We start from the raw sequence: 23,477 nt of genomic DNA, 5'->3' as shown, positions 1-23,477 counted from the left end.
ATCGGGCCTGTCAAGGCAGTGTCCTAAGCACCCATCACTCGGTTAGATGAGTGTGGACACCAGAACGCCTCGGTTCGACGAGCAACCCGCCCTGAGCATGACCAAGGTGGACAGCGACCCCGCGCAGGTCATCGTCAACCACGCCAGCTTCCGGGTGCAGCTCGCCCCGGGCCAGCGCGCACGGCTGCGCGGTCTCGCGGACACGGCCCGCATTCCCGCCATGAGCGGTGCCGGCGGCGGCCGCAGGCGGGCACCGGTCGTCTGGAGCGGCAGATCGGCCCCGGGCGACCCCGGCGCCACCGGCCTCCTCCAGGCCGTACGCAACTCCACCGCAGGCCACCTCGACACCGCGCTCACCGCCGGGGCCGCGGACAGCCACGCGGCGGGCGCGACCCAGGTCATCCCGCTCCTGGAGGAGACGCAGCCCAACCCCCTACTGACCGCCCCGCAGCAGCCCGGCCGCACCGGACCCCTCCTGCCGCCCATGCGCCAGGCCGTCGGCGCGTACGACTCCGTCGACGACGAACCGGACACCCCCGGTACCGGCGACGGCGACGGCGACGAGGAGACCTCCGAGGCCCGCGCCCGACGCCACGGCAACGACCCCGTCCGGCACGCCTACTACCCCGGCCACCGGATGAACCTCGGCGTCGTCCTGCTGCCCATGCGGGTCCTCCTCGGCTTCATCTCCATCTACGCCGGCATGGGCAAGCTCTGCGACCCCGTCTACTTCGACGGCGGCGAACGCGGCTCCATGGTCAAGTGGCTGACCTCGCTGCACCCCTGGGCACTCGCCGAACCGCTGCGCGACTTCGCCCTCTCCCACCCGGTCGGCGCCGGCCTGACCGTCGCCTTCCTCCAGGTCGTCGTCGGCGTCCTCACCGTCCTCGGCCTCTGGCAGCGCGTCGCCGCCTCAGTCGGCGCCCTGCTCTCCGCCGCCCTTCTGGTGACCGTCAGCTGGCGCACCGTCGCCGTGTACGACGCCCCCGACATCATCCTCCTGGCCGCCTGGAGTCCCCTGATCATCGCGGGCGCCCCCGTCTACTCCGTCGACGGACGCCTCGCCGGAGAGGCCTGGCGCAGGCTAGGCCCCCGGTCCGAGATCTGGGACCTGCGCCGCCGCGTCCTGCGCCGCGGAACCGTCGTCGCCAGCGTCGTCGTCGGCCTCACCCTCCTCATCGGCTCCATCCTCGGCGGCGCCGTCCGCTCCACCGAGGTCGTCACCGTCCCCGGCCGCAACGACAACCCCACCAACCGCCTCCCCGGCATGCCGCTCCCCCAGGAGTCCACCGGCGAACGCCAGGCCTCCCGCACCCCCCAGGAGCAGGAGCGCCGCCCCGAGCCCACCCGCTCCGGCGAAGCCACCACGCCCGCCACCGGCGGCCAGGCCACCACCCCCGGCGCCACCCGCGACTCCGGCGGCGGCCAGACCACCGGAACCGGCGCCCAGCCCAGCCAGACCCAGGGCGCCGGCCAGGAGCCCCCGCAGCAGACCACCCCCCAGCAGCCCCCCGCCGCCACCAGCGCCGGCCCCACCTCCTCCGGCTCCACCGGCGGCGACGGCTCCACCGGCGGCGCCGCGGAACCCGAAGCCCCGCCCACCACCACCGGCGGCGGCGGCGAAGGCACCACATCCGGCGGCTCGACCGGCGGCGGCCGCAACCCCATCGGCGGCCTCCTCGGCTGACCCCCAAGCAACAGCGAGGGGCGGCCCCCACCCGGCTTCGGGTGGGGGCCGCCCCTCGTGCCGTACGGGTCAGCTGCCGCCCTGAGCCCCCAGCTCACGCGCCGCCTCGGTCAGGTCCTTCGCCGTGTCGATCGCCCGCCAGTACGCCCCGTGAGGCAGCGGATATCCCGCCAGCCGCCGCTCGCGTGCCAGCCGCGGGAACGTCGTCCGCTCATGGTCGCCCTGATCCGGCAGCATCCCCGTGAAGGCGGGGGAGAACACGTACACGCCCGCATTGATCAGATACGGCGAAGGCGGCGACTCGATGAAGTCCGTGATGTGGCCGAACGCGTCCGTCTCCACCGCACCCCACGGAATCCGGGGCCGGGCGAGAGCCAGCGTGGCCGTGGCGTCACGCTCCGCGTGGAACGCGGCCATCTCGCGCAACGAGAATCGCGTCCAGATGTCCCCGTTGGTGGCATACCAGGGCTGCTCCGGGTCGGGCAGCCGCTGCGCCGCGTACTTCAGCCCGCCGCCACGGCCCAACGGCTCCTCCTCCACCACGGTCGTGACCCGCAGCGGCAGCACGGCGGACTCCAGCCACTCCTGGAGCACCTCGGCGAGATGCCCGCAGGAGACCACGGCGTCGCTCACGCCCTCGGCAGCCAGCCAGGAAAGCTGATGGCCGATGATCGGAGTCCCGGTACCCGGGATCTCGACCATCGGCTTCGGGCGGTCATCGGTGTACGGCCGCAGCCGCGACCCCTGGCCACCGGCGAGGATCACGGCCTGCGTCGGATACGTATGCATGGCACGCACGATATGCGGTGCCCGCACGCAGCAGCGGCTGCCGCCGCCCGACAGTGGCAGGGCAACGGCAGCTCCGCACGGCTCCGAACGGCTCGGCTCAGCTGAACTGAGCGACCCCCGAGGCGAACGAGGTGTCGCAGACGGGGCGGGAGAAGCGCTGCGCGCGCGTCGGGCCGTACTGCTCGACCGCGGCCTTGCCGAGCGCCCGCGCGATCGACATGCAGTGGCGGGCCAGCGACGGGCGCTGCTCGACGGCACGCTGGAGGCCCGTGAGCGCGGTGCCCGGGTCCTTCTCCTGGAGCTCGACGAGCAGCTTGTCGCGCAGGATGTCCTGGGCTGCGCGGGGCTTCGCCGGCTTGGACACGGTCTCCGAGGAGGCGGCCAGCAGCGTGGAGTCATTGTCCGTTGCCGCCCACGGAACGCTGGTGACCGCGAGGGTCCCGGAGAGCACCATGACGACGGGCAGGACGAGGGCGAAGGATCGGCCGATGCGCCGAGCGGTGTGGGTCACGCAGCGAGCGTAGCGGTCGGTGGTGGCTTGGTGACCTTTCGTCACTCCCCCGGGGGATGGTTCGACGCGTCCTTTCGAATGCCGGGTTGACGAACCAGGGGGAAATGCCCTGTCTGCCGGGGTATTTGACGCCGCCTCGCACCGAAACCCAAACACGCCCCGCGCCACGCAAACGGCCCCGCGCCCTCCTTGAAGGGGAACGCGGGGCCGAGCGATGTGAGGGCGTCAGTTGGTGAGGCGCTCACCGGTCGACGTCGCGAAGACGTGCAGCTCGTCCGGGCGCGGCACGACGTGCAGCTCCGTGCCCTTCTCCGGCACGGCACGGCCACCGACACGGACGACCAGGTCCTGGTGCTCGCCGGCGACCTGCGCGGCACCGTAGACGAACCCGTCGGCGCCGAGCTCCTCGACGACGTTCACGGAGACGGCGAGACCGGCCGGCCGGTCCGAGGAGTCCTTGGTCAGGGCCTTCGCGGCGGCGCCACCGTGCTCGACGATGTCGAAGTGCTCGGGGCGGATGCCGACCGTGACGGTCGTGTCACCGCGGTCCGCCGCGGCGGACAGCGCCTCACGCGAGACCGGGACGACGCTGTTGCCGAACTTGACGCCACCGTCGGTGATCGGGACCTCGACGAGGTTCATCGCGGGGGAGCCGATGAAGCCGGCGACGAAGAGGTTCGCCGGGCGGTCGTACATGTTGCGCGGCGAGTCGACCTGCTGCAGCAGCCCGTCCTTCAGCACCGCGACCCGGTCGCCCATGGTGAGGGCCTCGACCTGGTCGTGGGTGACGTACACGGTGGTGATGCCGAGGCGGCGCTGCAGCGAGGCGATCTGCGTACGCGTGGAGACGCGGAGCTTGGCGTCGAGGTTCGACAGCGGCTCGTCCATGAGGAAGACCTGCGGCTCCCGCACGATGGCCCGGCCCATCGCCACACGCTGACGCTGACCACCGGAGAGCGCCTTCGGCTTGCGGTCCAGGTAGTCGGTGAGGTCCAGCATCTTGGCGGCCTCTTCGACCTTCGCCCGGATGTCGGTCTTGTTCACACCGGCGATCTTCAGCGCGAAGCCCATGTTGTCCGCGACGGACATGTGCGGGTAGAGCGCGTAGTTCTGGAACACCATGGCGATGTCCCGGTCCTTCGGCGGCAGGTGCGTGACGTCTCGGTCACCGATGCGGATGGCACCACCGTTGACGTCCTCGAGACCCGCGAGCATGCGCAGGGAGGTCGACTTGCCACAACCGGAAGGACCGACGAGGACGAGGAACTCACCGTCCGCGATGTCGATCTCGAGCTGGTCCACAGCCGGCTTCGTGGAGCCGGGGTAGACGCGGGACGCCTTGTCGAACGTGACACTGGCCATGCTGAATCTTCTCCTCCACCGGCAGGAACGTGCCGGACGATCCGAGTAGGGAGTGGTCTGGTCCACTTGAGTGAACCTGCCGTGACGCTACCTGGCCTTTCCCGATCTGTCAGTAGTCCGGGGCACAGGAAAAACGGGAACGGGCGGGTGCGCGGTTGGTTACACTGCTCCGGCACGCCTCCTTAGCTCAGCTGGCCAGAGCAACGCACTTGTAATGCGTAGGTCGTCGGTTCGAATCCGACAGGGGGCCCAGCGTGAAGCCCAGGTCAGGTCCGTTCTGGCCTGGGCTTTTTGTTGGTTCGTCGCGGTGATCCAGGAGCCTGGGCCGCGCTCTTTGCGCCGATCGTCAGCTCTGCCTCTTCACCCGCTCCCGCGCATGCGCGGACGGTCCATGTGTGGGCGTCGACAGCCCGTGCCCGCGCCGGTCGTGTACGCCGGGACCTTGAGGACCGGGCCCGCCGGGGTCTCCGTGCGCAGTTCCGCGTCCGTGGCCGCTCCGTCGGGGAAGCGCAGGTAGACGTCGACCGGGTGCGGGGTCGCTGCAGAGGCGGCGGGGTCGGGCAGGCCCTGGAGGCGGCAGCGGGCTCCTGGGAAGAGGTGGGTGTGGCTGCAGGTCGCCAGGAATGAGGTGGCGTCGTTCGGTTCCATGGGGGGCTCCGGCGATGGGTGGGGTGGCCTTGCCTGGTTCTGCCTGCCTACGGGGTGGCGATCAGCTGGGGCCGGCTTTCGCCCGTGTCGTGCGGCCGCTCTCCGTGAATTCCGCGATCTCCCACGGGGAAGGCAGCGGTCGGGCGGTTCGTCGGCGAGGCGGCAGAGGTCCTGTACCGCCGCGCAGGCCGCTACCCCCACCGGCACGCCCCTCCCGAACAGATCCCGGACCGCGGCCGGGAACTTCTGGCGTGACGGCCTCGGCAACCCCGAGCACCGGATCGACAAGGTGGGCGTGCTGGTCGCGGAGGAGAAGTCCTAGCAGGTCAGTGACGGCCCGAGATGCGGTCCGCCGCCTTCGCGATCGGGTCGGTGCCGGGGCGCGGTGAGGTCGTCTCGCGGCGGTCGGCGGCGCGGTAGGCGGCGTACAGTCCGTGGACGCCGAGCCAGCGGAAGGGTTCGGGCTCCCAGCGGCGGACCTTGTGGTTGACCCAGGGGAGGGCCGTCAGGTCGGTGGGGCCCGCCTGGCCGGAGTCCTGCTGGATCAGGTCGCGCAGGGTGCGGGCGGCGAGGTTGGCGGTGGCGACGCCGGAGCCGACGTACCCGCCCGCCCAGCCGAGCCCCGTGGAGCGGTCCAGGGTGACGGTGGCGCACCAGTCGCGGGGGACGCCGAGGACGCCGGACCAGGCATGGTCGATGCGGACGCCCGCCGTGGTGGGGAAGAGGCGGACCAGCAGGTCGCGCAGGGCGGTGATGGTGGCGGGCTGGGTGCGGCCGTCGTTGTCGGTGGCGGAGCCGTAGCGGTAGGGGTAGCCGCGGCCGCCGATCGCGATGCGGTCGTCGGCGGTGCGCTGGGCGTAGAGGTAGGCGTGGGCCATGTCGCCGAGGGTCTCGCGGCCCTCCCAGCCGATGGTGTCCCAGATGCGGGCGGGGAGGGGTTCGGTGGCGATCATGGAGGAGTTCATCGGTAGCCAGGTCCGCTTGAGCCCCTTGAGGCCCGCCGTGAAGCCCTCGGTGCAGCGCAGGATGTAGGGGGCGCGGACCGTGCCGTACGGGGTGACGGCGTGCTTGGGCTTGATCTCGGTGACCGGTGTCGACTCGTGGATGGTGACGCCGAGCGCCTCGACGGCGTCCGCGAGGCCCTTGACCAGCTTGGCGGGGTGGAGGCGGGCGCCGTGCGGGGTCCAGGTGGAGCCGACGGCCCCGGTGACGTGGACGCGCTCGGCGGTCTCGCGGGCGCCGCGCAGGACCCGGTCACTCTCTCCGAAGGCGATCTCGACGCTGTGGAAGTCCTTGAGGCGGGCGAGCTGCGCCGGGGTGTGGGCGATCTCCAGGACGCCGCCCTGGTGGATGTCGGCGTCGATCTTCTCCTCGGCGGCCACCCGGACGACCTCGCCGACCGTCTCGTTCATCGCCTTCTGGAGCCGTACGGCGGCGTCGTGGCCGTGCAGCTCGGCGTACCGCTCGCGGCCCGCGATGCCGTTGTACAGCCAGCCGCCGTTGCGGCCGGAGGCCCCGTAACCGCAGAACTTGGCCTCCAGCACGGTGATGTTGAGGAAGGGGACGGCCTTCTTCAGGTAGTACGCGGTCCAGAGCCCCGTGTAGCCGCCGCCGACGATGCAGACGTCGGCGCTCGCGTCGCCGGGGAGGGGTTCGCGGGGGGCCGGTGTGCCCTCCTGCGCGTACCAGAACGATATGCCGCCGTTGACGGTACTGACGGTGCTCATGATGCCCCTGGTGTCCCTGTCCGGTGTGCCGGTGTCCGGTGCCCGGTGTGATGCCGAGCGTATGTGTGGCGTGACGTTACTGCGCGGCGGGTGTTGGCGGCCGACTGAGGGGCCTGGTCCTGCCGGATGGCCCAGGCGAGGACCTCCTCACCGACCAGGGCGGCCTCGACGTGCGCGGCGGCGGCGACGGCGCGCCGGCGCAGGGTGCCGAGCCGGTGTTCGGCGGGCGACATCCGGTGCAGGACGACGGCGGTGACGAAGAGGACCGTCAGCCAGGTGTACGTGCCGGGGGCGGTGGTGACCCGGTGGCGTACGGCGGTGGGGCCCGGCTGTTTCCGGGGCGTGGTCCGACTGACGCTACGCCTCTAGGATCCAGGCGTGATGGACATCCCGGACGAACTGATCGCCACTCAGTACGCATACAACGGGGCGGCCGGGCGGGCCTTCGTCGCCGCGCTGCCGGGCCTCGCCGGCCGGTTCCTGGAGGAGTGGGGGCTGCGGCGGGACGGGTCCGCGATGTACGGCATGTGCGCGCTGGTCCTGCCGGTGGTGCGGGAGGCGGACGGGGTGCCGGCCGCGCTGAAGCTCCAGTTGGTGGACGAGGAGACGGTGGGCGAGCCGGTCGCGCTGCGGGCGTGGGGTGCGGCGGGGGCCGGGGCCGTGGGGGTGCTCGGCCACGACCCGGGGACGGGGGCGCTGCTGCTGGAACGGCTGGACGAGGGGCGGCCGTTGTCGTGGGTGGCCGGGGGCGGCGGGGTTCCCGCTGGGAGCCGCCTCGTGGGTGGGGTGGCCGATGCCCGGCGCGCGGTGACGGTGCTCGGTGGGGTGCTGGCCCGGCTGGCGGCGGTGCCCGCGCCGGAGGGGCTGCGCACGCTGGGCCGTGCGGTGGAGCGGATGCTGGCGGCGGCTCCGGATGCGGTGGGGCGGCTGGCCGACGCCTCGGAGCGGCGGCTGCTCGCGGACTGCGCGGCGGCGGTGCGGGAGGTGGCGGGCGAGCCGGGGGACCGGTTGCTCCACTGGGACCTGCACTACGACAACATCCTGGCGGGGCGTGCGGACGCGGGGCGTGCGGGGGAGTGGGTGGCGCTCGACCCCAAGCCGCTGGTGGGGGACCCGGGGTTCGAGCTGTTCCCTGCGCTGGACAACCTGTTCGACGCCGGGGAGGTGGTGTGGCGGTTCGACGCGTTGACGGAGGCGCTGGGCATGGACCGGGACCGGGGGCGGGCGCGGGCCTGGACGCTGGGGCGGGTGCTCCAGAACGCGGTGTGGGCGGTCGGGGACGGGGAGCGTGAACTGGCGCCGGACCATGCGGAGATCGCGCGGCGGTTGCTGCGGATGCGGTGAGGGGTGCGCCGGGGAGGACTGTCTACGCTGACCCCATGATCCGTACCGCTACGCCTGACGACGTCCCTGTCCTGCACGCCCTGGTGCGTGAACTCGCCGCGTACGAGAAGGCTCTCGACGAGGTGGTCGCCTCCGAGGAGCAGCTGAGGGAGGCGCTGTTCGGCGAGCGGCCCGCCGCCTACGCACATGTGGCGACGGCCGACGGCGGCGGCGAGGTGGTCGGCTTCGCCCTGTGGTTCCTGAACTTCTCCACCTGGCGCGGGGTGCACGGCATCTACCTGGAGGACCTGTACGTCCGCCCGGACCGGCGCGGCGGCGGGCATGGCAAGGCGCTGCTTGCGGAGCTGGCGCGGATCTGTGTGGAGCGCGGGTACGAGCGGCTGGAGTGGTCGGTGCTGAACTGGAACGCTCCGTCCATCGCGTTCTACGAGTCCCTGGGCGCGCGGCCGCAGGACGAGTGGACGGTGTACCGGCTGACGGACGGGGCGCTGGCGCGGCTGGGGACGGCGGGCGATCGTCTGGGGGCCTGAGGTCCGGCGGCGTACGGCGTTACGGCTCCAGCACCACCTTGCCGATCGTGCCTCGCGTCTCCAGGGCGCGGTGGGCGGCGGCCGCATCGGCGAGTGGGTAGCGCTGGACGGCGGGGCGCAGCCGGCCGGCGGCCGCCTCGGTGAGGGCGTGGGTCTCCAGGGTGTACGACCGGTCCGCTACGGGCCAGTTCGCCGGGCGTACGGGTGCCGGTGTTGCTGTAAATGCGCTCCATGGCTGGAACTCCTTCGCCTTTCGATGACGCGACGGATCGGAGGGGGTGGCGCGTGACATCCGGCCGTCTGACATCGGTCCGCGTGACCGGAGGTCGTGGGGCGTTGTCAGTGGGGTACGTCACGATGGGGGCATGGCATCGAGCGCGGGCAGGACGACCAGGTCGGCCGGGACCAAGAAAGACACCGTCGCGGCGGCTCGCCGCCCGGACGTGCGGCTCCCGCCGCTTCTTCCGTTCGCCGGCGAGGGCCTGGAGCCGGACGGCGACTACGACGGGGTGCGGTTCGACGGGGTCGATCTCGCGGACGCGTCGGGGGCGGGCGCGCGGTTCATGGACTGCGCGCTGGACGGCTGCGCCCTGGACCGTACGGGGCTGGCGCGGGCCCGTTTCATGGACTCGATGCTGACGGGCGTACGGGGCGTGGGCACCGATCTCGCGGGGGCGTCGCTGCGGGACGTGGAGGTGGTGGACGCGCGGCTGGGCGGGGTGCAGCTGCACGGGGCGGTGCTGGAGCGGGTGGTGGTGCGCGGCGGGAAGATCGACTACCTGAATCTGCGCAAGGCCCGGCTGAAGGACGTGGTCTTCGAGGGGTGTGTGCTTTCCGAGCCCGACTTCGGTGAGGCGCACCTGGTGCGGGTGGAGTTCCGGGACTGCGTGCTGAAGCGGGCCGACTTCAGCGCGGTGCGGATGGAGTCCGTGGACCTGCGGACGGTGGCCGAGCTGGACATCGCGCGGGGTGTGGAGCGGCTGGCGGGTGCGGTGATCAGCCCGGCGCAGCTGATGGAGCTGGCCCCGGCGTTCGCGGCGCAGATCGGGGTGCGGGTGGAGGGCTGAGGGGGCCGCGGGAGGCGGTCACATACGGGGGAAGCGGGCCTGGAGGTCCCAGATCACGGGGTTGTCGGCGAGGCCGTCGTGCAGGTCGGCCAGGTCGGCGATCAGGTCGTGCAGGAAGTCACGGGCCTCGCGGCGCAGCAGGGAGTGGCTGAAGGTGAGCGGGGGCTCGTCGCCGGGCATCCAGTCCGCCTCGACGTCGACCCAGCCGAAGCGCCGCTCGAAGATCATGACGTCCGAGGACTCGGTGAAGTCCAGCTCCGCGTACTGCCGCCGGTGCGAGCGGTTGCCGCGGGGGTCCTGGTCGATCTGCTCGACGATGTCGCACAGCGCCCACGCGAAGTCGAGCACCGGAACCCATCCCCAGGCTGTGGACACCTCGCGGTCCGCCTTGGTGTCCGCGAGGTAGACGTCGCCGGAGAACAGATCGTGCCGCAGCGCGCGGACGTCCGCGCGGCGGTAGTCGGTCTGCGGGGGGTCGGGGAAGCGGCGGGAGAGGGAGTAGCCGATGTCGAGCACGGATCGATGGTGTCATGCCCGGGGGTGGGGCTGACACGATCGGATGAAGCGAGCCGGATATGGATATGGCATATGCCGACAGTATCTAGCCTCCGACATATGGTCAGTTCGCCTCACGAGGCTCATCACCGGATCTTCCAGGAGAATCCGGGCTTGTTCGCGAGTGCCTTCCGCACCTTGGGCATCCCCTTCCCGGAGCCCGTCGCGGTGTCGCTCATGGACACGGATCTCACGGAGATCAGACCGCTCGAACGGCACGTGGACACCCTGCTGCGCATCGAGCTGGCCGGTGGCGACTGCCTCCTGCTGGCGATCGAGGCCCAGGGCAAGAAGGACCCGGACTAGCGGAGCAGCTGGGCCTACTACCTCGCCCACCTCTACGCGAAGTTCCGCTACCCGTGCGTGCTGCTGGTCGTCTGCCGGGACAAGGGGACGGCGGAGTGGGCGGCCGAGCCCATCCGCATCGGCCTGGAGAGCCGCCCGAGCCTGGTCGCCTACCCCCTTGTGCTCGGGCCGCACAACGTGCCCATGGTCACGGACGCCACCAGGGCGGCGGACGACATCCCGATGGCCGTTCTCTCCGCGATCACTCATAGTAACGATCGCGACATCGCTGCCATACTGGAGGCTCTCGCCAAGGCGCTCCTGGCCATGGACGCCGATGCCGCAGCGGTCTTCGCCGAATTCACCGAGGCGGGTCTGGGAGCCACCCGGGCCCGTGAGATCTGGAGGAACCTGATGGGCACTGGTCTCAGTCACTTCCGCGGCATCGTCGCCGAGAGCTTCCGCGATGAAGGCCGCGTCGAAGGCCGCGTCGAAGGACGGGCCGGGGACATTCTGCGGATTCTCACGGTGCGCGGTGTGTCCGTCCCGGACGAGGCACGGCAGCGCGTCACCGCCTGCACGGACCTCGCGGTACTCGATGTGTGGTTCGAGCGGGCCATCACCGCGCCCACCGCCGACGCGGTGTTCGGCGAGCGCTGATCCCGGAGGCGGGAGAGTCGCACGGCGTCGTCAGTCGGACACCGCTGCGATGAGGTGGAACGGTGTGGCCGCCGTGAGTGGGGTGATCGCCGTGAGGGTCAGGCCGCCGCGGCGGCACACCTCCGCGAAGTCCTCGCGGGTGCGCTCCCTGCCGCCCACGTCGACCAGCATGTTGAGGTCGCTCGGGTAGATGGAGACATCGGCGGGGCTCCTGCAGCCCGCCTCGTGAGGAAAGCGTCGAGATGGCAGACCTCCCAGCCGTTCTCGGCATCCCGGCCCAGGGGGACGGGTCCCCTCCGCTGCCTGCGCATGCTTCTACCTCGCGGACTTCGGCGCGTCCGTCCTGGACGAATGTTCCTTCGGTCCGTGGGCCCGTCCCGCCGGCGTCTACGGCAGCAGCCGTTGCTCCTTCGCCACCGACACCGCTCCCGCGCGGGTGTCGACGCCGAGCTTGTCGTAGATGCGGCCCAGGTGGGTCTTGACCGTGGCCTCGCTGATGAACAGGGCGCGTGCGATGTCGCGGTTGCCGAGGCCCTGGGAGAGCTGGGCCAGGATGTCGCGCTCCCGGTCGGTGAGGGTGGGGCGGGGGCTGCGCATCCGGGCCATGACCCGGCTGGCGACGGGGGCCGAGAGCGTGGTGCGGCCCTGGGCGGCCGAGCGGATGGCGGCGAAGAGTTCCTCCGGGCGTTCCGCCTTCAGCAGGTAGCCGGTGGCGCCGGCCTCGATGGCGCGGGTGATGTCGGCGTCGGTGTCGTACGTGGTCAGCACCAGGACGTGGACCGTGCCGTCGGCGGCGATGCGGCGGGTCGCCTCGACGCCGTCGATGCCCGCACCGAGCTGGAGGTCCATGAGGACGACGTCCGGGGTGAGGCGGGCGGCGAGCGCCACGGCCTCCTCGCCGCTGCCCGCCTCGCCGACGACCTCGATGTCCGGTTCGCTGCCGAGGAGGGCCAGGAGGCCGGCGCGGACGACCGCGTGGTCGTCGCAGAGGAGGATGCGTACGGGCGCGGGGGGCGGGGTTGCTTTGCCGCTCACGTGGGGTCCTCCGGGGTGGTGAGGGCGGTGGGCGCGAGCGGGATCTCGGCCGAGAGCACCGTGCCCTCGCCCGGTGCCGACTCGATCCTCAGCGTTCCGCCGAGCTGGTGCACGCGGGCCCGCATCGCTGGGAGCCCATGACCTCGTACGGCATGTTCGTCACGTGGGCCGGCCTGGCCCACCGTGAAGCCGCGGCCGTTGTCACCGACGTCCAGGACCACCCGGTCGTCCAGGTGGGTCAGCGTCAGCCCCGCGCCGGTGGCCCCGGAGTGCTCCCGTACGTTGGCGAGGGCCCCCTGGGCGATGCGCAGCAGGGCGGACTGCACCCGGTCCGGCAGCGGGGCGTGCGGGGTGCCCTCCACATGGCAGCGGACGGTGGGTGTTCCCTGCCCCTGGGCCGTCTCGCGGGCCGCAAGTGCGTGCAGGGCCGCCTCCAGGCCGCCGCCCTCCGCCAGGTCGGCCGGCGCCAGGTCGTGGACGAAGCGGCGGGCCTCGGCGAGGTTGCGTTCCGCGATGCCGGTGGCCGTACGGACGTGGCGGCGGGCGGCGTCCGGGTCGGTGGTCCAGGTGCGGTCGGCCGCCTGGAGCAGCATCTGCTGGCTGGACAGACCCTGCGCGAGGGTGTCGTGGATCTCCATGGAGAGCCGCTGGCGCTCGGCGAGGGTCCCCGCACGCCGCTCGGTGGCGGCCAGTTCGCGCCGGGTGCGCAGCAGGTCGTCGATCAGCTCGCGCCGGCGGGCCGCCAGTTCCCGTTGGCGTACGGCCTGCCGCTGCATATGGACGAAGACGGCCGTCGCGACGGCCGCCACGGCGGGCGGGGCCAGCACCAGGTTCGGGTCGAATCCGGTGGCCAGGCGCAGTTGGGCGGCCACCACGAAGCCGGTCAGCAGGGCGACCAGCGCGAGGGCCGCGCGCGGCGGCAGGATGCGCAGTCCGGTGTAGAAGAGCGGCACCGCGCACCACGCGAAGCTCGGCGCGAGGACGACCAGCACCATCCAGACGAGGACGAGGACCCCGAGCCAGGTGAGCCGGCGAGGGGTGGGGCGCGAGCCGAGGACGGGCCCCAGGAGGTAGAGCACCGCCAGGGCGACCGACAGCGCGATGATCCACGGCGTGCGGGCCTCGCCGGGGTGGCGCATCAGGAACCGGGCCAGCGAGGCGCCCAGGAGCAGGAAGAACGCGGCGTGCATGAGGAGCGCGAGCCAGCGGGCGTCGGGGTCGGGGCCGGTGGGCCCGTCCCTTTCCGCGTCCCGCGGATCGCTGCCGTCCACCACTTACCTCGCGTTCCGTGTCGCCGGACCCGGTTGTCCTGCGTCGACCTGCTCAGATCACTCCATCGTGGCCCGGCCCGGCCACCCCCGCATCAACCGATCGGCTGACAGGGGCGTCAGCCGTCCCGCGCGCCCGTTGCAGCCGGTACGTCGACCGTACGGGGCCGGGTCCGCAGGGAGGATCGATGGCAGAGAGCGAAACACCCGGCCCTCCCGGGCCGCCCAACACCTACGGAGCCACCATGAAGAAGCTGTCGCTGCGTGCCCGCGTCCTCACCGGTACCGTCGCCGTCGCCGCCCTCGGGGCCGGGACCTTCGGCGCCGTCTCCGCGAGCGCCTCCGCCCCGGCCGCCGCCCCCGCCGCCGCGGTCAATGCCGACACGCACAACCGCAACCTCCAGCAGAGCACCCACCTCACCGTGGCCGCAGCCACCAAGGCCGCGCAGGCCACGCTGGACGCGGCGAAGAAGGAGAACCAGCGCGTCTCGGTCGCCGTCGTCGACCGCAACGGCAACACCATCGTCACGCTGCGGGGGGACGGCGCGGGCCCCCAGTCCCCCGAGTCGGCCGTGAAGAAGGGGTACACCGCCGTCTCCTGGAACGCCCCCACCTCCGAGCTGGCGGGACGCCTGGAGCAGGCCCCGAACCTGAAGGACATCCCCGGCACCCTGTTCCTCGCGGGCGGTGCCCCGGTGCAGGTCAAGGGCGCCCCCGTGGCGGGCATCGGCGTGGCGGGCGCGCCCAGCGGCGACCTCGACGAGAAGTTCGCCCAGGCGGGCGTCGCGGCCCTCGCCCGGTAGGCACGCAGGCACCCAGGCGCGCAGGCGCGCGCGGCACCCAGGCACGTGCGTTCGTACGCACGGAACGGAGAGGTCCATGAACGCCTTCCCAGCGCGCGGCCTCACGCTGGTGCTCGCCGCGGCCGCCGTCCTCGCCGGGTGTGCGACCGGCACGACGGAGGCCTCCCCGGACGCGACGGGAACGACCGCGCCCGCAACGACCGCGCCCGCAACGACCGGAACGGCCGCGACCGCCGCCCCGGACCCCTCCCGCGCCCCCGCCGGCCCCACCCCGCAAGGCACCCTCCTCGTCGCCGACTTCGGGAGCGACACCGTGACCTTCGTCGACCGAGGACGGGACGGGTCCGGGGAGGGCGGCGCCCCCATCGCCTCCGTCGAGGTCGGCACCGCCCCCTACGGGCTCGTCGTCGGCGAGGACGGGCGCGCCTGGGTCGCCACCGCCGAAGGCGTCGCCGTCGTGGACACGCAGCGGCGGACCCGGCTCGCGCTCATCCCGTACGGGACGGAGACCGGGCCGGTCACCACCGGCGAGTACCGCGGCGGGGGCATGGGCATCGCCCTGGCCCCCGACGGCCGGCACGTCTACGTCGGGGTCAACGTGCCCGGTGGCAACGGCACGGTGGAGGTCATCGACACCGCGACCCGCGAGGTCACCGGGACCGTTCCGGTCGGCCGCCGCCCCTTCGACGTGGACGTCTCACCGGACGGCCGCGAGGTGTACGCCACCGGACACGACTCCTTCGACGTGACGGTGGTGGACGCGGACACCTTGCGGGCCCGGCGCATGGAGGTCGCCCCCTACGGCACCGAGGGCGGGCTCGGCTCCTGGCTGAAGCCGCACTACGCCGTCGTACGCCCTCAGGACGGCAAGCTGCTGCTGCCGTTCGAGGGGGAGCGGCTCGCGGTCCTCGACCCGCGCACCGGCGAGGCGACCGTCGAACGCATGACCGCGAACACCCACCAGCACGGCGCGGCACTCGCCCCCGACGGCGCCCTCCTCGTCGTCGGCACCGGCCCGATCGGTGCGGACGACGAGGAGCCCTCGCTCACCGTCCGCACCCCCGGCGGCAAGGAGCGGGTCGTCCCGCTGGACGGGCCGCACGAAGACGTGGCGGTGTCGGCGGACGGCCGAACCGCCTACGTCACCGGCGGGTTCACCCGCGACGGCCACTGGAACGGGATCACCGTCGTCGACCTGAACGACGAGAAGAACAAGCCGGTCCGGCTGGAAGCAGGCAACCGACCCCTCGGTATCGCCGTCCTCTGAGGCGGGAGCCGTCCGCCCGTCCCCCGGGGCGGGCGGCTCCTCCCACGGTCCAGGGTCCACTGCCACGGCACCGCACCGGACCCGCCACCTAGGATCGACCGGTGAACCACCGCCCCCCGGCCCCCCGCCGACGCACCGCCCCCGCCGTCGCCCTCCTCCTCGCCCTCGCCCTCCCCGGCGCGGGCTGCTCCGGCGGGGTCGAGGGCTCCCCGGGCGCGGTCGGGCTGCGCGATCCGTACTTCCCGGGGCTCGGCAACGGCGGCTACGACGTCACCCACTACGGCCTGGAGCTCGACGTCGACCCGGCCGCCAACAGGCTGCGCGGCACGGCCACGATCACCGCGCGCGCCACCCAGGACCTGAGCGCCTTCCACCTCGACCTGGCCGGGCTCGATGTCGCGGGCGTCACCGTTGAGGGGCGCCGGGCGTCCGTGAACCGGGCGGGCAAGGAGCTGACGATCCGTCCGGGCGCCGCGGTGGAGGACCGGCTGCGCAAGGGGCGCACGTTCACCACCGTCGTGCGCTACTCCGGCTCCCCGCAGGCTCTCACCGACGCGGACGGCGGCAAGGAGGGCTGGCTGCGGACGGCGGACGGCGCGGTCGCCCTCGGTGAGCCGTCCGGTTCCATGGCCTGGTTCCCCGGCAACCACCACCCGAGCGACAAGGCCGCGTACGACATCGAGGTCACCGTTCCGGAAGGACTCGCGGCCGTCTCCAACGGGGAGCTGGTGTCCCGGAGCATCGCCGGCGGCCGTACCGCCTACCGGTGGCGCACCACCGAACCGATGGCGAGCTATCTGGCGACCGTCGCGGTGGGCCGGTTCACCACCCGGGAGTCGGTCACGCCCGAGGGCATCCGGCTGTTCACCGCCGTCGACCCGGAGTCGGCCGTCGCGAGCAAGGACGTACTGGAGGAGATCCCGGCCCTACTGAAGTGGTCGGCGGAGAAGTTCGGCCCCTATCCCTTCACCTCCGCGGGGGCGATCGTCGAGCGGAAGGGCGACTCCACATACGCGCTGGAGACCCAGAACCGGCCTGTCTTCCCCGGCCCGCCCGACACCGGGCTCCTCGTCCACGAGCTGGCCCACCAGTGGTTCGGGAACTCCGTCACCCCCGCGACCTGGCGGGACCTGTGGCTCAACGAGGGCTTCGCCACCTACGCGGAGTGGCTCTGGGCCGCCGACCACGACGACGTACCGGTCCAGGAGAGCTTCGAGACGGCGTACGCGGACGACGCCAACTGGGCGTTCCCGCCCGCCGATCCACCGGGCGCCGCCGATCTGTTCGATCCGCCGGTTTACGGGCGGGGCGCGATGGTCGTCCACCGGATCCGGCTCGCGATCGACGACGCGGCGTTCTTCGCCCTGGTCAGGGGATGGACGAAGGCGCACCGGCACCAGAACGCCTCGACCGGTGACTTCACCGCGTACGTGGAGAAGGAGACGGGCCAGGACCTCACCGAGCTGTGGGACGCCTGGCTGCACGGGGACAGCCGGCCGCCCGTGGAGGACCGACCGGCTTCCCGTACCCAGCGGTGATGGCTACGTGACGTTGACCCCGCTCCAGGTCGTCCTGTGGGGGACTACGGCAAAGAGCGTGCCACCGAATGAGCGCAGTTGACGGCGTGCCGACGATGACCTCACAAGTTTTTGACCAGCCCTTGTCCGACCGGGGCCCCCGGGTGCCCGGTAGTCGGTGGAGTGGCGTGACGTCGCTGTGCTCTACACGGTGCCGTCCACGTGAGTTGACGGCAGGTCACGCGCCCGCACGCACGGGAGCCCCCGGCCGCAGACGCGGCCGGGGGCTCCCGTGGAGATGTCGAGCGTTCGGGTCAGAGGTTGACGCCGAAGTCGCGGGCGATGCCGCTGAGGCCGGAGGCGTAACCCTGACCGACCGCGCGGAACTTCCACTCGGCACCGTTGCGGTAGAGCTCGCCGAAGACCATGGCGGTCTCGGTGGCGGCGTCCTCGCTCAGGTCGTAGCGGGCGATCTCGGCGCCGCCTGCCTGGTTGAGGATGCGGATGTACGCGTTGCGGACCTGGCCGAAGTTCTGGCTGCGGGTCTCGGCGTCGTAGATCGAGACCGGGAAGACGATCTTGTCCACGTCGGCCGGCAGGCCCGCCAGGTTGACGTTGATCTGCTCGTCGTCGCCCTCGCCCTCACCGGTGACGTTGTCACCGGTGTGCACGATGGTCTGGTCCGGCGTCGACTTGTTGTTGAAGAAGACGAAGTGACCGTCGGAGACGACCTTGCCGGCCGCGTTGACCGCGATCGCCGAGGCGTCGAGGTCGAAGTCGGTGCCGGTGGTGGTGCGGACGTCCCAGCCGAGGCCGACCGTGACGGCGGTCAGGCCCGGGGCCTCCTTGGTGAGCGAGACGTTGCCGCCCTTGGACAGGCTTACAGCCATGGGAAGTCCCTTTCCTCGTCGTGTGCGGGCATTCGTGCCATCACGAAAGCTACCGTCACCCGTCCTAACGCAGTCAGCAGACCATGAGGTTCCTGTTCTCTTTACTTTCTTTGCCGAACTTCCTCCTGAAGAGACCTCCTCCGAGCCCTTCTGAAGCGGCCTCAGGCGCAAAAGAAGGTGACGAACCGGGTGCGGGACGGGGAACATGGGTGTCATGTCCGGGCCCTATGTCATCCGCGGCTCGGTCTCCCTCCCGGAGGCCGAGCTCATGTGGCGTTTCTCGCGCTCCTCCGGGCCCGGAGGCCAGCACGTCAACACCAGCGACTCCCAGGTGGAGCTGCGCTTCGACCTCGCGGCGACCGACGCGTTCCCCGAGGTGTGGAAGGCGCGGGCGCTGGAGCGGCTGGCGGGCAGGCTGGTGGGCGGGGTGATCTCCGTACGGGCTTCCGAGCACCGCTCCCAGTGGCGCAACCGCGAGACGGCCGCCGTCCGGCTCGCCGCGCTCCTGGCCGAGGCCACGGCGCCGCCGCCCAAGCCGCGCATCAAGCGCAAGATCCCGCGCGGGATCAACGAGCGCAGGCTGCGCGAGAAGAAGCAGCGCGGCGACACCAAGCGCGGCCGCTCGGGCCGGGACTGGTGACGGCGGGCTCCACGCCCCGTCACCCCAGCGGCCGGTAGCACCCTCGGGGTCCGTTCAGCCCAGCTGCCGGTAGCGCCCCTTGAAGTACGTCAGCGGGTCCCCGTCCGGGCTCGGCAGTTCCGCCGTCAGCACGCGCCCGATCACCAGGGTGTGGTCTCCGGCCACCACGCGCTGTTCCGTACGGCACTCCAGTGTCGCCAGCGCCCCGTCGATCAGCGGCGCGTGCGTCACCTCGCCCCGCGTGTACGCCAGGTCCTGGAAGAGCAGCCGGTCGCTGATCCGGCCCTTCATGGCGAACCGCCCCGCGATCTGCCGCTGGCTCGCCGCCAGCACGGAGACGGCCCACAGGGGCTGCTCGTCGAGCAGGTCGTCCATCCGGGAGCCGTTGCGCAGGCTCACCATCACCAGGGGCGGGTCCAGGGACACGGACATGAAGGCGGTGGCCGTCATCCCGACGTCCTCGCCGCGGCCCTCCTCGTCGAGCGGCGGCTCCTGGGCGGTGACCAGCACCACTCCGGCGGCCAGCCGCGCGAGTGCTGCGCGGAACTCGTCGTTGCTCACCCCCTCAGCATGGGGGATGGGCTCGGGGGGCGGGGTGGCGGGAGTCGTCTGCAGCACACCGGAACGCTAACCGTGCGCGACCGCCCGGGGCATCGGGCCAGGGGACCAGTCGGGTCCTAGGACTCCGGTCCGAGTGCCGTCCGGGTGCCGCATCCAGTCCCGTCGAGCCCCGTCGAGCCCCGTCGAGCCCCGGCCGCGTTGCCCGTTGCCCGTTGCCTGCCTTGCCCGCCTTGCCCGCCTTGGCCGAATACGCGTGGCCGGATTTGCGCCAGGAAAACGACAGAACGCCCGAAGAGTCACCCTCAACACCTGAACCATCTGTTGTGACTTGAGTCACAGAGTCCATTTTCTGCTGACCCTGTGTACCGGGTGCACAGCTCACTGTGATTCAGTGGCCGTGACACTGCAACAAGTACGTCGATATGAAACCTGGAGTTGCTGTCGAGGTCTCGGGGAGTGCGAGCGATGGAGGCCGAGTCGGAACCCTACGTCCGCCTTGCGACCATGCGGCAGCTGCACCAGGCCGTCGCTGATCTCAACACGGCGCGGAGTCTGGCGGACACGCTGCAGACCGTGGCGGACGGCATCGTCACCGGTCTCGGATACGAGCTGGGCTGCGTCAATCTGGTCCGGCCCGACGGTGACCTCGTCATCGCCGCCTTCGCGGGCAACGCCGCCGCCGAGGCCCTGATCACCGGCCGCGTCGGCTCCCGCGCCTCCTGGGACCGCCGGCTGACCATGGGCGAGGCCTGGGACCAGCTGCGGTTCATCCCGCACACCGAGGGCTGGGTCCTGCTCGACGACGACGTACCGCAGTGGCACACCGAGGGCCCCGAGCCCCGGTTCGAGGACGAGTGGCACCCGCTGGACCGGCTCTACGCCCCGATGTACGCCTCCGGGGGCGGACGGGACCTCCTCGGGGTCATATCCGTCGACCGGCCGCGCAACGGGCGCCGCCCCGGCGCATGGGGGCGCGAAGCGCTCCAGATGTACGCCTCCCAGGCCGCCATTGCGATCAGCAACGCTCGACTGCGAGCAAACATGCAGCGCGCACTGGTCCGGCTGGAGCGCGAACAGCAGGCGCTGCGGGCCAGCGAGGAGTCCTTCCGCCAGGCCTTCGAGTACGCGCCCAGCGGGATGGCCATCGCCGAGATGGGCGGTGACCAGCACGGCCGGCTGCTGCGCACCAACGACGCCCTGTGCCGGCTGCTCGGCCGCCCCGCCTCCGTCCTGCGCCGGTACTCCTTCGCCGACCTGGTCCACCCCGAGGACATCGGCACCCTGCTGCGGACCTCGGCCGAGGGCGGCCGGGCGGAGCTGCGGCTCGCGCGGCGGGACGGGACCTACCTCTGGGTCTCCCTGCGCAACTCGGTGGTAGCCGACACCGCCGACGGGCCGCGCTTCCTCCTCACCCACGTCGAGGACATAGAGGAGCGCAAGCGCCACGAGCTGAACCTCGCCCACCGCGCATCCCACGACGCCCTGACCGGGCTGCCCAACAGCGCCGAGCTGAAGTCCCGCCTCAGTGCCCGGATCTGCGAGCGGCCGAACTCCCCGGCCGCGACCGCGATCGAGGCGCTGGACGCGGCGTACGGGGACGTCGAGTCGTCCCTCACCCACGGCTACCAGGCCGACGGGTACGAGGGGGAGGCCGCGCCCGGCGGCGGGCTCTACGACCACCACGTGCACACGCTCGCCCCCGACGCGGAGCACGACGACGGCACGAAGGGGCTCGCGGTCCTCTTCTGCGACCTCGACGGCTTCAAGTCCATCAACGACCGCTTCGGCCACCACACGGGTGACGCGGTGCTCATAGAGGTCGCGCGTCGGCTGTCCGCCTGCGTCCGGGACGGCGACACCGTCGCCCGGCTCGGAGGTGACGAATTCGTCGTTCTCGCGGACGGCCTCGGGGCGGCGGACGCCGCTGACCTGGCCGTACGTCTGCGAAATGCCATCATTCCGCCTATAAGGGTCGACGGGCGTGCCGTCCGGGTCGGGGCGAGCTTCGGCATCGGCTGGGCAGAGTGCGGGATGAGCGTGGAAGAGGTCCTGCGCTCCGCCGACCAGCGGATGTACGTCGAGAAGCGGTCGCGGTCGAAGGTTCACCGCAGGGCCGGCTGACGTTCACCGCCGCTTGGCACCCCTACCCCGTACCCGTCTCCCCGGCCCCGCCCGGTCCGTGATCGCAATTCGGGCTGTGCTCCGTTCGAGGTAGGCTCGGCCGGTCGGCGACGGCTGGCGACATGGTGAGGAGTGACCCAGGGATGACGGCCGGAAACAACGGCGCGAGCAAGCCCGAGGACGACGATCCGTTCGGCTACCTGTACGCGGACGGACAAGCGGCAGGCGCCCAGCCGCCCGGGCAGGGGGGCTACGGCTACCCGGGTCCGGCCGCGCAGCCGGGCGTGCCCAGGACGTCGTACAACCAGGTGCGGACGGTCGGCGAGCGCCAGTACGGGCAGCACCAGGTCCCCCCGCAGCAGGGGTACGGCTACCCGCCCCAGCAGGCCTACGGCCAGCCCGCGCAGCAGTACAACGCGCCGAACCCGCAGTACGCGGCCCCCGAGACCTACCCGGGCGGCGCGCCCACCGCGCAGCACGGCTCCGTGCCGGGCGGCGGCGGTTCCGGCGGCCGGGGCGGCCCGAACACCAAGGCGCTGCTGATCGCGGCGGTCGCCGTGGTCGCGGTCGTCCTCATCGGCATCGGCGCCGCGCTGCTCTCGGGCAACGACGGCGACAAGGACAAGAAGAACGAGGCCGTGTCCTCGGAGGGCCCCGCCGACAAGGTCGAGGAGTCCGGCAAGCCGGAGAAGAAGCCCGAGGACAAGCCGAAGCCGGTCGAGCTCCCGAAGCAGGACGCGGCGACGCTGACGCTGGGCGGCTCGGCCTCCCTGGACAGCACGGTCAAGGGTGCCAAGGGTGCCAACGGCAACTACATCAACCTGAACGAGGTCGGCCGGTCGGCCACCTGGACGGTCGATGTGCCGGAGGCCGGTCCGTACACCCTGTACGTGACCTACGGCGTGCCCGGCAAGGACGCGAAGACGACCCTGACGGTCAACGCGCAGGAGCCCCGTGGCATCAACATGAAGAACTTCGCGCGCGCTCCCGAGGGCGACCTGGAGAAGGGCTGGACGAACACGTACGCGTACGTCCAGCTCGACAAGGGTTCCAACACCCTCAGGCTGTCGTGCGAGACGGGCGACGAGTGCGACGCCAATCTCGACCAGCTGGAGCTGAAGTCGGGGCACATCAAGTCGAACGGCTGACCGCGAGCCTCTGCACGTACGTACGCCCTGACCGCCGTTCGAAGATGGTCAGGGCGTCGGCGTGTGCGGGACCGGGGGGTCGGGGAAGTCGGCGTGTGCGGGTGGGTGGTCAGGTCAGGGAGCCGTGGTGTGAGGCTCCACCGTGACGTTTGGCAGCAGCTGGGCGTAGGCCGCCGCGTCGAACTCGCCGGCCGCCGGGGCCAGGACCGTCGCCGTCGACAGGGCCACCGCCCGCGCCAGCCGGCCGGGCCAGTCGAGCCCCTCGGCCAGGGCGGAGAGCAGCCCGGCCACCGCGGAGTCGCCCGCTCCGGTCGGGTTGCCGCGTACGGCGGCGGGCGGCGCGGCGCGCCAGGTGCCCTCCGGGGTGTCGGCGAGGACGCCCTCGGGCCCCAGGGAGGCGATCACCGCGTGGGCCCCGCGCCGGCGGGCGTCCCGGGCGGCGCGCAGCGGTTCGCGGAAGCCGGTGAGCTGGGCCAGCTCGTCCGCGTTCGGCTTGACCAGGTCGGGGCGGGCGGCGATGCCCCGGCGCAGGGGTTCGCCGCTGGTGTCCAGGAGCACGGGTACGGAGGCGGCGCGGGCGATCCGGACCAGCTCCGCGTAGGCGCCGACATGGACGCCGGGCGGCAGGGAGCCGCAGAGAGCGACCGCGTCGGCCGCGCCGACGAGCTCCTCGTACGTCCGCAGGAACGCGGCCCATTCGGCGGCGCTCACCTGCGGTCCCGGCTCGTTGAGCTGGGTGGTGTCGCCGGTGGAGCGGTCGGTGATCGCGAGGGTGCGGCGGGTGTTCCCGGCGACGGGGACCAGGGCGTCGCGCGGCGGGAGCGGGGCGAGGAGGCCGCGCAGGACGTCTCCGGTCGCCCCGCCGGCGAAGCCGGTGACCACGGTGTCGTGGCCGAGTGCGCCCAGCACCCGGGCGACGTTCAGCCCCTTGCCGCCGGGGCGTTCGGAGACCTCGCCGACGCGGTGGCTGGCGTGCGGGACGAGCGCCTCGACGGTGTACGTCACGTCGAGCGCGCTGTTCAGAGTGACGGTCAGGATCACCTGGTCCGGCACCTCCCTCGG

23 protein-coding genes, 1 tRNA gene and 4 pseudogenes are annotated in these 23,477 nt (G+C 72.1%); 14 read left to right on the top strand and 14 right to left on the bottom strand.

The window, feature by feature from the left end; all coding sequences use genetic code 11:
- The first annotated feature begins 97 nt into the window (after positions 1–97).
- Positions 98–1,687, top strand: coding sequence for a DoxX family membrane protein (locus tag ABZ154_RS10920; RefSeq protein WP_356831271.1), 1,590 nt, complete (start codon positions 98–100; stop codon positions 1,685–1,687).
- 69 nt (positions 1,688–1,756) lie between these two features.
- On the opposite strand, the gene ABZ154_RS10915 is transcribed toward ABZ154_RS10920, so the two are convergent.
- From ABZ154_RS10915 to ugpC, 3 genes are all read right to left on the bottom strand, one after another.
- Entirely contained in the window at positions 1,757–2,476 is a 720-nt protein-coding gene (locus ABZ154_RS10915; protein ID WP_356831121.1) for a nucleotidyltransferase family protein, read from the bottom strand.
- Between the two features lie 97 nt (positions 2,477–2,573).
- On the bottom strand, positions 2,574–2,987 hold the full coding sequence (locus ABZ154_RS10910) for a hypothetical protein (protein WP_015610303.1): 414 nt from the start codon (positions 2,985–2,987) through the stop codon (positions 2,574–2,576).
- 225 nt (positions 2,988–3,212) lie between these two features.
- Entirely contained in the window at positions 3,213–4,349 is a 1,137-nt protein-coding gene (ugpC, locus tag ABZ154_RS10905; protein WP_356831119.1) for a sn-glycerol-3-phosphate ABC transporter ATP-binding protein UgpC, read from the bottom strand.
- Positions 4,350–4,525: 176 nt separating this feature from the next.
- Here ugpC and ABZ154_RS10900 point away from each other — a divergent pair.
- A tRNA-Thr gene (locus ABZ154_RS10900) sits at positions 4,526–4,599 on the top strand.
- 16 nt (positions 4,600–4,615) lie between these two features.
- On the opposite strand, the pseudogene ABZ154_RS10895 reads toward ABZ154_RS10900, so the two are convergent.
- Positions 4,616–4,997: pseudogene (locus tag ABZ154_RS10895) on the bottom strand (hypothetical protein).
- Positions 4,998–5,229: 232 nt separating this feature from the next.
- Between ABZ154_RS10895 and ABZ154_RS10890 the strand changes: the two are divergent.
- Positions 5,230–5,319, top strand: a pseudogene (locus ABZ154_RS10890) (sortase); the annotation flags it as partial.
- A 4-nt stretch (positions 5,320–5,323) separates the two neighbouring features.
- On the opposite strand, the gene ABZ154_RS10885 reads toward ABZ154_RS10890, so the two are convergent.
- Together ABZ154_RS10885 and ABZ154_RS10880 are read right to left on the bottom strand one after the other, a co-directional pair.
- Positions 5,324–6,724, bottom strand: coding sequence for an FAD-dependent oxidoreductase (locus ABZ154_RS10885; protein ID WP_356831117.1), 1,401 nt, complete (start codon positions 6,722–6,724; stop codon positions 5,324–5,326).
- 89 nt (positions 6,725–6,813) lie between these two features.
- Positions 6,814–7,026 (bottom strand): annotated as a pseudogene (locus tag ABZ154_RS10880) (rhomboid-like protein); the annotation flags it as partial.
- 76 nt (positions 7,027–7,102) lie between these two features.
- On the opposite strand from ABZ154_RS10880, the gene ABZ154_RS10875 reads away from it, so the two are divergent.
- Both ABZ154_RS10875 and ABZ154_RS10870 read left to right on the top strand, forming a co-directional pair.
- A complete protein-coding gene (locus ABZ154_RS10875; protein WP_356831115.1) occupies positions 7,103–8,068 on the top strand; it encodes an aminoglycoside phosphotransferase family protein in 966 nt (321 codons plus the stop codon).
- A 35-nt stretch (positions 8,069–8,103) separates the two neighbouring features.
- Positions 8,104–8,598, top strand: a complete 495-nt coding sequence (locus ABZ154_RS10870) for a GNAT family N-acetyltransferase (protein ID WP_356831113.1) — start codon at positions 8,104–8,106, stop codon at positions 8,596–8,598.
- A gap of 19 nt (positions 8,599–8,617) precedes the next feature.
- On the opposite strand, the gene ABZ154_RS10865 is transcribed toward ABZ154_RS10870, so the two are convergent.
- A complete protein-coding gene (locus ABZ154_RS10865) occupies positions 8,618–8,890 on the bottom strand; it encodes a zinc-binding dehydrogenase (protein WP_356831111.1) in 273 nt (90 codons plus the stop codon).
- 73 nt (positions 8,891–8,963) lie between these two features.
- On the opposite strand from ABZ154_RS10865, the gene ABZ154_RS10860 reads away from it, so the two are divergent.
- Positions 8,964–9,665 carry a pentapeptide repeat-containing protein gene (locus ABZ154_RS10860; RefSeq protein ID WP_356831107.1) on the top strand — a complete coding sequence of 234 codons (702 nt, stop codon included), beginning with the start codon at positions 8,964–8,966 and terminating at the stop codon, positions 9,663–9,665.
- 18 nt (positions 9,666–9,683) lie between these two features.
- Here the strand turns inward: ABZ154_RS10860 and ABZ154_RS10855 are convergent, their stop codons facing one another.
- On the bottom strand, positions 9,684–10,181 hold the full coding sequence (locus ABZ154_RS10855) for a hypothetical protein (RefSeq protein ID WP_356831105.1): 498 nt from the start codon (positions 10,179–10,181) through the stop codon (positions 9,684–9,686).
- A 99-nt stretch (positions 10,182–10,280) separates the two neighbouring features.
- On the opposite strand from ABZ154_RS10855, the gene ABZ154_RS10850 reads away from it, so the two are divergent.
- Both ABZ154_RS10850 and ABZ154_RS10845 read left to right on the top strand, forming a co-directional pair.
- Positions 10,281–10,526, top strand: a complete 246-nt coding sequence (locus tag ABZ154_RS10850) for a hypothetical protein (RefSeq protein WP_356831103.1) — start codon at positions 10,281–10,283, stop codon at positions 10,524–10,526.
- Positions 10,527–10,583: 57 nt separating this feature from the next.
- Positions 10,584–11,165, top strand: a complete 582-nt coding sequence (locus tag ABZ154_RS10845) for a hypothetical protein (protein WP_356831101.1) — start codon at positions 10,584–10,586, stop codon at positions 11,163–11,165.
- Positions 11,166–11,195: 30 nt separating this feature from the next.
- Here the strand turns inward: ABZ154_RS10845 and ABZ154_RS10840 are convergent.
- From ABZ154_RS10840 to ABZ154_RS10830, 3 genes and pseudogenes are all read right to left on the bottom strand, one after another.
- Positions 11,196–11,354 (bottom strand): annotated as a pseudogene (locus tag ABZ154_RS10840) (methyltransferase); the annotation flags it as partial.
- A gap of 198 nt (positions 11,355–11,552) precedes the next feature.
- Positions 11,553–12,200 carry a response regulator transcription factor gene (locus ABZ154_RS10835; RefSeq protein WP_356831099.1) on the bottom strand — a complete coding sequence of 216 codons (648 nt, stop codon included), beginning with the start codon at positions 12,198–12,200 and terminating at the stop codon, positions 11,553–11,555.
- The gene (locus ABZ154_RS10830) at positions 12,197–13,471 is read right to left on the bottom strand and encodes a sensor histidine kinase (protein ID WP_356831097.1); all 1,275 of its coding nucleotides are present in this window, start codon (positions 13,469–13,471) and stop codon (positions 12,197–12,199) included. The genes ABZ154_RS10835 and ABZ154_RS10830 overlap by 4 nt, the downstream gene beginning before the upstream one ends.
- A gap of 242 nt (positions 13,472–13,713) precedes the next feature.
- Here ABZ154_RS10830 and ABZ154_RS10825 point away from each other — a divergent pair, with 242 nt between their 5' ends.
- The 3 genes from ABZ154_RS10825 (at position 13,714) to ABZ154_RS10815 (ending at position 17,076) form a co-directional block, all read left to right on the top strand.
- Complete coding sequence (locus tag ABZ154_RS10825) at positions 13,714–14,271, top strand: heme-binding protein (RefSeq protein ID WP_356831269.1); 558 nt, start codon at positions 13,714–13,716, stop codon at positions 14,269–14,271.
- 76 nt (positions 14,272–14,347) lie between these two features.
- Entirely contained in the window at positions 14,348–15,538 is a 1,191-nt protein-coding gene (locus ABZ154_RS10820; protein ID WP_356831095.1) for a YncE family protein, read from the top strand.
- A gap of 101 nt (positions 15,539–15,639) precedes the next feature.
- A complete protein-coding gene (locus tag ABZ154_RS10815; RefSeq protein WP_356831093.1) occupies positions 15,640–17,076 on the top strand; it encodes a M1 family metallopeptidase in 1,437 nt (478 codons plus the stop codon).
- Between the two features lie 293 nt (positions 17,077–17,369).
- On the opposite strand, the gene ABZ154_RS10810 is transcribed toward ABZ154_RS10815, so the two are convergent.
- Positions 17,370–17,945 (bottom strand): TerD family protein, encoded by a 576-nt coding sequence (locus ABZ154_RS10810; protein ID WP_073877025.1) that lies wholly within the window; start codon positions 17,943–17,945, stop codon positions 17,370–17,372.
- Positions 17,946–18,150: 205 nt separating this feature from the next.
- On the opposite strand from ABZ154_RS10810, the gene arfB reads away from it, so the two are divergent.
- A complete protein-coding gene (gene arfB / locus ABZ154_RS10805) occupies positions 18,151–18,585 on the top strand; it encodes an alternative ribosome rescue aminoacyl-tRNA hydrolase ArfB (protein WP_073877027.1) in 435 nt (144 codons plus the stop codon).
- Between the two features lie 54 nt (positions 18,586–18,639).
- Here the strand turns inward: arfB and ABZ154_RS10800 are convergent, their stop codons facing one another.
- A complete protein-coding gene (locus ABZ154_RS10800) occupies positions 18,640–19,146 on the bottom strand; it encodes a flavin reductase family protein (protein WP_356831090.1) in 507 nt (168 codons plus the stop codon).
- A gap of 465 nt (positions 19,147–19,611) precedes the next feature.
- On the opposite strand from ABZ154_RS10800, the gene cdgB reads away from it, so the two are divergent.
- Both cdgB and ABZ154_RS10790 read left to right on the top strand, forming a co-directional pair.
- On the top strand, positions 19,612–21,267 hold the full coding sequence (gene cdgB / locus ABZ154_RS10795) for a diguanylate cyclase CdgB (protein ID WP_356831088.1): 1,656 nt from the start codon (positions 19,612–19,614) through the stop codon (positions 21,265–21,267).
- 143 nt (positions 21,268–21,410) lie between these two features.
- The gene (locus ABZ154_RS10790; protein ID WP_356831086.1) at positions 21,411–22,415 is read left to right on the top strand and encodes a carbohydrate-binding protein; all 1,005 of its coding nucleotides are present in this window, start codon (positions 21,411–21,413) and stop codon (positions 22,413–22,415) included.
- A gap of 114 nt (positions 22,416–22,529) precedes the next feature.
- On the opposite strand, the gene ABZ154_RS10785 is transcribed toward ABZ154_RS10790, so the two are convergent.
- Positions 22,530–23,456, bottom strand: coding sequence for a 1-phosphofructokinase family hexose kinase (locus ABZ154_RS10785; protein WP_356831267.1), 927 nt, complete (start codon positions 23,454–23,456; stop codon positions 22,530–22,532).
- Between the last annotated feature and the right edge of the window lie 21 nt (positions 23,457–23,477).

The organism is Streptomyces sp. NPDC006261 (assembly GCF_040613515.1).
Lineage (GTDB): Bacteria > Actinomycetota > Actinomycetes > Streptomycetales > Streptomycetaceae > Streptomyces.
This window is presented reverse-complemented; position numbering and strand designations above follow the sequence as displayed.

Coding starts and splice junctions, on each gene's coding strand:
- ABZ154_RS10920 (WP_356831271.1), top strand. CDS start 98: ATGACCAAGGTGGACAGCGACCCCGCGCAGGTCATCGTCAACCACGCC.
- ABZ154_RS10810 (WP_073877025.1), bottom strand. CDS start 17,945: ATGGCTGTAAGCCTGTCCAAGGGCGGCAACGTCTCGCTCACCAAGGAG.
- cdgB (WP_356831088.1), top strand. CDS start 19,612: ATGGAGGCCGAGTCGGAACCCTACGTCCGCCTTGCGACCATGCGGCAG.
- ABZ154_RS10915 (WP_356831121.1), bottom strand. CDS start 2,476: ATGCATACGTATCCGACGCAGGCCGTGATCCTCGCCGGTGGCCAGGGG.
- ABZ154_RS10870 (WP_356831113.1), top strand. CDS start 8,104: ATGATCCGTACCGCTACGCCTGACGACGTCCCTGTCCTGCACGCCCTG.
- ugpC (WP_356831119.1), bottom strand. CDS start 4,349: ATGGCCAGTGTCACGTTCGACAAGGCGTCCCGCGTCTACCCCGGCTCC.
- ABZ154_RS10885 (WP_356831117.1), bottom strand. CDS start 6,724: ATGAGCACCGTCAGTACCGTCAACGGCGGCATATCGTTCTGGTACGCG.
- arfB (WP_073877027.1), top strand. CDS start 18,151: ATGGGTGTCATGTCCGGGCCCTATGTCATCCGCGGCTCGGTCTCCCTC.
- ABZ154_RS10825 (WP_356831269.1), top strand. CDS start 13,714: ATGAAGAAGCTGTCGCTGCGTGCCCGCGTCCTCACCGGTACCGTCGCC.
- ABZ154_RS10860 (WP_356831107.1), top strand. CDS start 8,964: ATGGCATCGAGCGCGGGCAGGACGACCAGGTCGGCCGGGACCAAGAAA.
- ABZ154_RS10850 (WP_356831103.1), top strand. CDS start 10,281: ATGGTCAGTTCGCCTCACGAGGCTCATCACCGGATCTTCCAGGAGAAT.
- ABZ154_RS10820 (WP_356831095.1), top strand. CDS start 14,348: ATGAACGCCTTCCCAGCGCGCGGCCTCACGCTGGTGCTCGCCGCGGCC.
- ABZ154_RS10790 (WP_356831086.1), top strand. CDS start 21,411: ATGACGGCCGGAAACAACGGCGCGAGCAAGCCCGAGGACGACGATCCG.
- ABZ154_RS10865 (WP_356831111.1), bottom strand. CDS start 8,890: ATGTCACGCGCCACCCCCTCCGATCCGTCGCGTCATCGAAAGGCGAAG.